The sequence below is a fragment of the Acinetobacter sp. YH01021 genome, from assembly GCF_013420255.1.
In the GTDB taxonomy this organism is placed as follows: Bacteria; Pseudomonadota; Gammaproteobacteria; order Pseudomonadales; family Moraxellaceae; genus Acinetobacter.
In genome coordinates this window covers 1-8,276 of record NZ_VOYO01000046.1, presented here as the reverse complement: position 1 = coordinate 8,276, position 8,276 = coordinate 1, and the positions used below count along the sequence as shown (strand labels likewise).

Sequence of the window (8,276 nt, the reverse complement as noted above, 5' to 3'; positions counted from 1 at the left end):
TTTGCAGACGAAGATAAAGAAAATATCCAAAAGGTCTTAAATGAATAAATTTTCATACTTATATGAAGCTTTAGGTTTAGTTTAATGAGTTAATTTCATCTTATAAGTCTTATAAAAATTAAATAAACAAAAGATTACTTTGTAAGGCAGAAAATATTCTAAATTGGAATATCAATCGAATTAAAAGGATACTATTGAAAAATGAAAAAAACTTATATTCTTGCTTTGTCTTTATCTTTAATAACATGCCAGTTATACGCTGCTGATAGTAATACTGCTTCTCCTGAACCTGTAATCACCTATAATGCTTCTGTTGCGAATTCAATTGATAATATTGCTGAAAAATTACGTGAATTTCAGGATAAAAATCCTAATGCTAGTGAAGCTGAATTAAATGAATATGCCGATTCTTTATTGAAAACAGAGTTAGTGCAAACTCCTGGGCGCTCATCCAGAGCTACAATTTCTTCTGTATATACCGATATGGACGGATATATAAATGGTTATCTAAATGCTCAAGAACAAGCACTTTATAATGCAAACCGAGCTAAGGGTTTACTATGTATTGCTAATGCCAAAACTGCTATAGATCTTACTAAAGCGAGATATGTAAATACTAGTTCAGTTATGCATAATGGAAATGGTGATGCATTTAGACATGCTGTTTGGAACTTTGGCATGACAATAGATGTGGGAGCCGATTTCGCAAAAAAATGGAGTGATGCACATGAGTTCGGTTCTACTGGACAGCCTGCAATAGAACGTTCTATGGATATTTATAATAACTCGATAGGTATCAGTTTAGGGAAAAACAATCCTACGACGCTTTTACAATCATCATTTGCGAGTTTAACTCAAGCTCAAGTAAGGGCAGGAAGATTGAAAATCATATCAAATGGCAACTTAGTATGGTCAAATTCAATCGGTGAAAAATAAAAAATTAGGATTTATAAGGTGAAATGTCTATGACTTTTAATAAAGGTATTTTATTAGGTGTGGTGAGTATATTTATAGTGGCTTGCTCACCTATGGAAAAAGATAATGGAACTATCACCGTGAATAACAAAACTGATAGTCCCGTTTATAATGTCAATTTTAAGTATAAAACATCAAAAAAAGTAGATGTTATTGGTGATTTAGCACCGAATGCTTCATATAAATATCAAATACAGTATTCAGATACTGAGGATTCAATAAGTATTAATTATACAGACAAAGATAAAAAACTTCATTCTGAGTCTGTAGTAGCATATTCTGCTAAATATGATAAAGAAAATATTGTATTTGACATCAAATAGATATATCAAATTAATTTAAAAAACCACTGCAAAGTGGTTTTTTTGTAGAATTAAAAAAGTTATGAATAATAGAATATTAAACACTATTACTCAGTATGATACTTTCATACAGGAGCTAAGAAAAATTAGGCTTTCTTCTTAGCTTTACTTTTTTGCTTTGGCTTAACAATAAATTGCTCTCCCAAAGCCTTACCTTGTTTAAAAGTAACGATTTCCTTAGCTTCAATTTTAAGTTTTTCTCCAGTTTTAGGATTGCGTCCCATTCTTTCTGGACGTTGTTTTACTGAAAAAGTACCAAAATCAACTAATCGGACATTTTTTTCTTCAACTAGGGCTTCTGTAATGACTTCAAGAACAGAATTAAGAACAACTCTTGCTTCGTCTTGATTAATATTTAATTTAGGTGCTAATTTGGCAATTAAATCGGCTTTATTCATAATTAATTTTCCTCAATATTTGATAAGTCAAAAAGCTGTCTATCTCTATTTTCAGTTAAATATTCATTAAGTTCTGTGAGTATTTTTTCTTTATTAGCCTCATTACTTTGCATCTTTTTAATTAAGTAAGAACCGAGCAAAATTTTACGTCTAGTATCATCTTTACGTTCTTGTTCTTTTTGCTTTGTTCTTTCTCTTGCTTCAATAGCCTGCTTTTGAGCTTTTAACTGTTCCAGCTTCTCTAATTGGGCTTCAATTTTCTTTTCAATATTTTCAGCAGATTTTGTCATAACGTCCAATTTCGCGATATAGAAAACCACTCAAGCATAAAACCCTATGAATTGAAATTCAAGCGGGTAATATGCTATCGTGTTTTTCATGAAATGCGCACTTACGACTTGGATTTCATCCAAGTCAAAGTTTGCGTAAGGGGAATCCCCTTAACCCCAAAAATCGCTACGCAATTTTTAAAAGCAAAAGCAAAACCATCACAAGGCTAAGGCATGGCAATTTATCACTGTACGACGAAGACTGTTAACCGAAGTTCGGGACGAACTGCGGTTGCATCTATGGCTTATCGTGCAGGAGAAAAATTGAAAGATGAACGGACAGGATTAACGCACGACTTTACGAGAAAAGAAGGTGTGGTTTATACCGAAATTATTTCTAATTTGGATATCGAATTAGACCGAAGCCAAGTCTGGAATATGGCAGAAAAATCAGAGAACCGAAAAGATGCCCGAACAGCACGTGAATGGGTGATTGCTTTGCCTGATGAATTAGATGAGGAACAACGAAAAGAACTGGCCAAAGAGTTTGCGCAATCTTTAGTAGACCGTTATGGAGTAATCGCGGATTTAGCCATTCATGCACCTAGTCAGAATGGCAGTGATAAAAATCATCATGCACATATCTTACTGACAACGCGCAAGGCCGAATTAGATCCAGAGCAGAATTTAGTTCTTAAAGATAAAGCCGATATTGAGTTAAGTAATACCAAAAGAAAAACACTGGGTATGGGAACAAGCCAGGAAGAAATTAAACAGATCCGTTCCACCTGGGCAAACCTAGCGAATCATGCCCTCGAACATGCAGGGTATCGGGAAAGAATCGACCACCGCAGCTATGTCGATCAAGGTAATCAGCTACAAGCCACTATCCATGAGGGTAGCAAGGTCACGCAGATGCGCAGGAAAGGTATAGATACTGAGATCAGTCGTTTCAACGACACGGTAAAACAGCAGAACAGCCAACAGCTCCAAAACAAACAACAGCATAAAGAAAAAACCTTAGAACAAGGGTTCAACCGTGTTGAGCAAGGCTTTGAGCAATGGAAGAAAGCACAGGAAGTTAAACGCCTAGAACTGGAACGTAAACAGCAATTGAAGCTACAGCAAGAACAAGCCATGAAGCAGAAACACCGCAAGAGCATGAAGAGAAGTGGACCATCGCTATGAGCAGCCAAAATGATTTAGATGATCAGTTGTATATTCTATTAGCCTCCATGAAGGAATATAGAGAAGCTATAGCAGATGATAACAAGCGATTAGAGACGTTTTACAACAAAGTAGCTAGTGGGGTACTAGAACAAAGCAAAAAGACCCTAAATAACGCAAATCAGGAAGCTACACGTGCCCTTCAAGGTCGCATCCATGAACTAGACAAGGCTACCGACAAATTGAACTACAGATTTATTGCCTTGTTATGTGCAATTTTCCTCAGTCTGGTGCTGGTTTTCCTGTCTTTTATATTTTTATTTATTCCAAGTTTTGATGAGATCAAGGAACGTCGTGCAGAGGCAGCGTGGCTAGAACAAAGATATAATTTAGATATTAGAAATTGTAATGATAAATCTTGTGTCCGAGTTATGAAAAATGACTGTCATGGAACGAATAAGGATTACTGTGTTATTGACCCTAAATAAATACTGGCAAGTACTTTGCTCGGTTCTTTTCTTAATCTTATTGCTACCGAATATCGCAAAGTGGCTCGACTTTGAGATATGGCAATAGCCATGTCTCAAAGTATCGAGCTTTACTTTTCATTCTTTATGTCCTATCTATTTGCTATAGGGAAGCATACTTTATAGCACTGATAGTGGAATTAATAATGAGAAGGCATTTGATTTTCCTAGCTTTTATAATAATGATTTTTATTTTAGCTCTCGTTGTTAAACTCGATAATGATCGGAAAAAATTTGAAGTATTCAATGAAGTAGAGACAACAAGCAAGTTTATACAAAAAAAGCCATAGTTTTTTTATGGTTTTTTAAATACTTTATAAAATATAAATCCTTATTTGAGTTTCCATAACCCAGTATTCCATGACTGGGCTTTTTTTTATATTTTCAAATAGTGTTTTAGTAAAAATCAATCAAATTTCGTATAACAGCCATTATGTTAAGTGGGTATGTTTTTCCGCTGAATAGTGAATTAAGAATGCTCTATAAAATCATTTGTTATTTGCCTTTTAAAGAAGGATTTATCTATGGGAAAGTGGCAATTAATACTTTCTTTACTTCATCTGACGTATTTGGATCTACTTTAAGCTCATTAACGGCTTCAATAATCCGTTTACGAACAGCTTCATTCTCTGGCAGTGAACCCTTAATCTCATGTTCTTTCTGAGTGAGTAGCGAAGCATTATTAAGAGCACCCAGAGCCAAAATTTGAACCTTTGGGTTCGTATCCTTTAAATAAGGAATAATATCGTCTGCTGCTTCAATTGGGTCTAAATTCGTTAGGGATACAAGAATTACACTTAATGCATCAGGGTTCGATTCATTTTGTTTCAACAAATCAACTAGCTTATGGATTTTATCTTCTCGTGAATATGTAGGGCTATCATTAATAGCAATCGTACTTTTTACCCATTTAGGAGGCATTCCATGAGGGAGATTGGGCGCATTGTTAGTGATACCGTCATTAGCATTAAGAGTATTACGGTTGGAACTGATCTTTTCTTGAGTTTCCATCAGCTCTTTACTATGTACATCATCACTTTTTTTGGCAAAAATAAAAAATCCAATAAAAGCTACTACGATTGCCGTAATAACTAAATAAATCAACTTACTATTATTTTTCATATTACCTACGTTTTTAAATAAGAATGTTGTTACATCAATAGAAAAAGCATCAAAGAAACTTTAAATTATATTATTCACCAATTAAATAGGCTCATTCAACGCTTTTTCCAAGAGTTGATATAGTGTAATAATTATTGAGTAAATAAGAGAATTAAGTTAATGAAATACTCAAAAGAAAAAATAGTAAAAGCCCTATTACTTGCTCCTTTACCACTACTTTTTTTCACAGCATTGCTATTTATCATAATGAATCGTGAATATAGTCTATATTCAATTTTTGTGGTTTTTGCAGGGCATGGTCTTGTTTACTTAGCTTATAGTATTTTGACAGTACCTTTTAGCTTTATGGTCTCAATTCTTTTAAATCGTTATAGTATTCTTAATTTGCTAACTATCTGTATTAGCTCTTTAATTATTGCTATGCCATTTTTTGTTCTTTTTGGATGGAGCCATACAGGCGAAGTTTCGAAAGAATGGTGGAAGATGTATACCGACACTTGGACTATCTTTATGGCTCTAATTCCAGGCTTGTCTTATTGGTTATTTTTAACTGATTTTAAAGTTAAAGAATTATTAAAGAAAAAAATAATATATTTCAATATATTAGCTTTTGTTTTGACTTATTTGTCTTTGTTTCATCAGAAATATACATTGATAGACCGGATAGTTGTAGACAAGCTTGGAAAAGTTGAAGTTATAGGAGGAGGATTTCCATTACAGTTTTTAGTAGATGGTGAAATATCTCCAGGCGGTAGTATAGCGCTAGATCCTTTAAATATTATTATAGGAATAGATCAATTCATTTTTTTATATTTTATTCTTGATTATTTATTTTGGCTTATGTGTCTTTTAGTCGGTTATGCGTTTTTTCGAAAGATAAAAGTGAAATTATAATGTCTAAAATATTTATAAAATTAGGAATTTTACTTGTAGGTCTATGTCTACTTCTAATCATTAATTCATACAAACAGAAATTAAATCATGATAAAGAGATGGCAACACAGACAACAATACTTTTCTTTAATTCACTTGCTAAACATGATCTAGAATCAGCAATCAAATATGTTTGGCCAGATGCGCGATTACATAAAGATTTAAAAAGTTCTGAAAGGTTTCTCTCTTTCAAAGACTCAAAAATTTTAGAAGTAGTAAGGATTAATTATGATTCAGCGGAAAGTAGACCTGAGTATTATCAAGAATTTTATAAAATTATTTCAGTGATGGTAAAAGTTAAAGTCGTCCATATAGATGATGCTGGTAGTCCAGTAGGTGACTATATTTTATTTATTACTCTTGTGAAACAATCTCCTCAATCTGATTGGCTAATTACAGAATTTGGTAGTGGGCCTTAAGATAGTAATTATAGAGAAAAGCTAAAATTAACATAATACAGCTTATACGAAATGACTATATTTTATTCTTTAATTTCAGTGATATAGTCTAGACTTAATACCCCATTCTAGCCCGTATGGGGTTTTTTTATAATTATTCACGTTCCACGCTTACTATTTGAGCATTGTTCCACGGTTTTGATTAGATATTTTAATCAGTGCAGTAAGAACCGAGCGAGTGTCTACGAGCGATTGAGCATTATAAAAATTTCGCGCCTGCCTTTTCCCTGATTACAAGCTCCCTTTTGACTTTAAACGGTAGTTACAGAGCATCCCGAATGGGTGCGAACTTTGGAGTTTTTGCTTTTAAAAAGCCACGAGCGAAGCGAGTGCCATAGTTTTGCTTTTGATTTTAGAAGTTAGTACGGAAATTAATTAAAAACTGCCCCTCGAAGCGAGGAACGAGCTTCAATAGAGTACGAGCTTTAGCGAGTACCTAGGGCAGTTATTTAAAGAAATTTAAAAAAAATCCTTTTTTAGGTTTTTAAAGGTTTTTAAAGGTTTTTAGACCCATTTCAAAGCCATGTCACATAAGGCTTAGCGAGCATTAAAGGGGAGGGATTGTCGGTGAAAGGGGAGGGATTGTCGGTGAAAGGGGAGGGATTGTCGGTGAAAGGGGGAGGGATTGTCGGTGAAAGGGGAGAATTAAGAATTTCTCCTATTAATACTAAAAAAAGAATGCTATAAATCTATCCCATGATCAAAAAGGGAGAGATTGTCGGGTGAGTAATGATCTAATCGTGATGGATAACTCAATAGTTAAAGCATCCTATAATTTAAGTGTAAGTGAACAGCGTTTACTATTATCTGCATTAGTACAAATACCTAAAAATGAACCAATAGACCCTAAAAGAGCTTATTACATTACGAGAGAAGATTTTGTTCGGTTGGGAGCTAACGCAGATCAGGCGACAAGAGATATTAGAAATGCCACCAAAGATTTAATGAAAAAAACATTACTAATAGACACTAATGCAGGTATTTTAGAATTTCATTGGTTATCAGAAGTCTTACGTTTTGATAAAAATGCAGATGCAAAATTAAAGTTAAAATACCCAAATCCAGAAGATTATAAAAATTACCTCAACGGGTTAAGAAAATATAATTTATTAGAATCACTTCCTTTTGGACGGAACAGTGATGATATTGTGGCTAGAGTTGTTTTTGATAGCCGTATTTTACCTCTACTTAGTGAATTAAAATCAAATTTTACTCAGTTTTTAATTGATGATGTTGCAGGTTTTGGCAGTGTTTACAGCTTCCGTTTTTATCAAATGATGATGCAATTTAGATCTACAGGTTATTGTAAAATTAGCTTAGATGATCTTCGCTATACCCTAGCTTTATTTGAAAAATATGAAGCTACCAAAGACTTAAGAAAGTGGGTTATAGATACAGCAGTTAATGAAATCAATGAAAAGACTCCCTATAAAGTCAATTATGAGTTAATTAAATCAGGACGCAAATTTACACATTTAGAATTAAAATTTAAGCTTAAAAATGAAAATAAAAAACAAAACAATGCCAAACGAAATCCCAATAGCCCCGATTTTTTTATAAAATTGAGCGATCCACAACGCCATTTATTTGCAAATAAAATGTCTGAAATGCCCGAAATGAGTAAATACTCACAAGGTACGGAGAGCTTTCAGCAATTTGCTATTCGTATAGCTGACATGCTTTTAGAGCCTGAAAAATTCAGAGAACTGTACCCATGTTTAGAGAAAGCAGGGTTTCAAGCATGATGAAATTAACCAACCTATTAGAAGAATTTCACGGCACACAAGCCGAATACATCGACATCATAAATTATGAAATTGCGAGGGGAAATATATGCGGTTATATTTTCCTATTATCCCGAATATCGCCAGATGCCGAACCCACTGAAAATATGCAGATGGAAAGCAAAATAGAGGACTTAATTTACTATAGGGATAATTTGCAGACGAAGATAAAGAAAATATCCAAAAGGTCTTAAATGAATAAATTTTCATACTTATATGAAGCTTTAGGTTTAGTTTAATGAGTTAATTTCATCTTATAAGTCTTATAAAAATTAAATAAA

At 33.5% G+C, this 8,276-nt stretch carries 10 protein-coding genes and 2 pseudogenes; 9 read left to right on the top strand and 3 right to left on the bottom strand.

What is annotated here, in order from left to right:
* Positions 1 to 201: 201 nt before the first annotated feature.
* The gene (locus FTT86_RS15330) at positions 202 to 936 is read left to right on the top strand and encodes a hypothetical protein (RefSeq protein WP_180181459.1); all 735 of its coding nucleotides are present in this window, start codon (positions 202 to 204) and stop codon (positions 934 to 936) included.
* Between the two features lie 29 nt (positions 937 to 965).
* Positions 966 to 1,298 carry a hypothetical protein gene (locus tag FTT86_RS15325; RefSeq protein WP_180181458.1) on the top strand — a complete coding sequence of 111 codons (333 nt, stop codon included), beginning with the start codon at positions 966 to 968 and terminating at the stop codon, positions 1,296 to 1,298.
* 125 nt (positions 1,299 to 1,423) lie between these two features.
* Here FTT86_RS15325 and FTT86_RS15320 read toward each other — a convergent pair whose 3' ends face one another.
* A complete protein-coding gene (locus tag FTT86_RS15320) occupies positions 1,424 to 1,735 on the bottom strand; it encodes an HU family DNA-binding protein (protein WP_004647573.1) in 312 nt (103 codons plus the stop codon).
* Positions 1,736 to 1,737: 2 nt separating this feature from the next.
* On the bottom strand, positions 1,738 to 2,025 hold the full coding sequence (locus FTT86_RS15315; protein WP_180181457.1) for a mobilization protein: 288 nt from the start codon (positions 2,023 to 2,025) through the stop codon (positions 1,738 to 1,740).
* A 213-nt stretch (positions 2,026 to 2,238) separates the two neighbouring features.
* On the opposite strand from FTT86_RS15315, the gene mobQ reads away from it, so the two are divergent.
* Both mobQ and FTT86_RS15305 read left to right on the top strand, forming a co-directional pair.
* Entirely contained in the window at positions 2,239 to 3,192 is a 954-nt protein-coding gene (gene mobQ, locus FTT86_RS15310; protein WP_068534583.1) for a MobQ family relaxase, read from the top strand.
* On the top strand, positions 3,189 to 3,659 hold the full coding sequence (locus FTT86_RS15305; RefSeq protein ID WP_046650746.1) for a hypothetical protein: 471 nt from the start codon (positions 3,189 to 3,191) through the stop codon (positions 3,657 to 3,659). The genes mobQ and FTT86_RS15305 overlap by 4 nt, the downstream gene beginning before the upstream one ends.
* 561 nt (positions 3,660 to 4,220) lie before the next feature.
* Here the strand turns inward: FTT86_RS15305 and FTT86_RS15300 are convergent.
* Complete coding sequence (locus FTT86_RS15300; RefSeq protein ID WP_111886104.1) at positions 4,221 to 4,820, bottom strand: HEAT repeat domain-containing protein; 600 nt, start codon at positions 4,818 to 4,820, stop codon at positions 4,221 to 4,223.
* Between the two features lie 159 nt (positions 4,821 to 4,979).
* On the opposite strand from FTT86_RS15300, the pseudogene FTT86_RS16215 reads away from it, so the two are divergent.
* The 5 genes and pseudogenes from FTT86_RS16215 to FTT86_RS16205 form a co-directional block, all read left to right on the top strand.
* Positions 4,980 to 5,390: pseudogene (locus FTT86_RS16215) on the top strand (hypothetical protein); the annotation flags it as partial.
* 30 nt (positions 5,391 to 5,420) lie between these two features.
* Positions 5,421 to 5,714 (top strand): hypothetical protein, encoded by a 294-nt coding sequence (locus FTT86_RS16210; protein WP_227505690.1) that lies wholly within the window; start codon positions 5,421 to 5,423, stop codon positions 5,712 to 5,714.
* Positions 5,715 to 5,812: 98 nt separating this feature from the next.
* Complete coding sequence (locus FTT86_RS15290) at positions 5,813 to 6,172, top strand: DUF4829 domain-containing protein (RefSeq protein ID WP_257221082.1); 360 nt, start codon at positions 5,813 to 5,815, stop codon at positions 6,170 to 6,172.
* A 761-nt stretch (positions 6,173 to 6,933) separates the two neighbouring features.
* The gene (locus FTT86_RS15285) at positions 6,934 to 7,956 is read left to right on the top strand and encodes a RepB family plasmid replication initiator protein (RefSeq protein ID WP_180181456.1); all 1,023 of its coding nucleotides are present in this window, start codon (positions 6,934 to 6,936) and stop codon (positions 7,954 to 7,956) included.
* Positions 7,953 to 8,197 (top strand): annotated as a pseudogene (locus tag FTT86_RS16205) (hypothetical protein). The gene FTT86_RS15285 and the pseudogene FTT86_RS16205 overlap by 4 nt, the downstream one beginning before the upstream one ends.
* The last annotated feature ends 79 nt before the right edge of the window (positions 8,198 to 8,276 follow it).

Coding starts and splice junctions, on each gene's coding strand:
- mobQ (WP_068534583.1), top strand. CDS start 2,239: ATGGCAATTTATCACTGTACGACGAAGACTGTTAACCGAAGTTCGGGA.
- FTT86_RS15300 (WP_111886104.1), bottom strand. CDS start 4,820: ATGAAAAATAATAGTAAGTTGATTTATTTAGTTATTACGGCAATCGTA.
- FTT86_RS15290 (WP_257221082.1), top strand. CDS start 5,813: ATGGCAACACAGACAACAATACTTTTCTTTAATTCACTTGCTAAACAT.
- FTT86_RS15325 (WP_180181458.1), top strand. CDS start 966: ATGACTTTTAATAAAGGTATTTTATTAGGTGTGGTGAGTATATTTATA.
- FTT86_RS15320 (WP_004647573.1), bottom strand. CDS start 1,735: ATGAATAAAGCCGATTTAATTGCCAAATTAGCACCTAAATTAAATATT.
- FTT86_RS15315 (WP_180181457.1), bottom strand. CDS start 2,025: ATGACAAAATCTGCTGAAAATATTGAAAAGAAAATTGAAGCCCAATTA.
- FTT86_RS15330 (WP_180181459.1), top strand. CDS start 202: ATGAAAAAAACTTATATTCTTGCTTTGTCTTTATCTTTAATAACATGC.
- FTT86_RS15305 (WP_046650746.1), top strand. CDS start 3,189: ATGAGCAGCCAAAATGATTTAGATGATCAGTTGTATATTCTATTAGCC.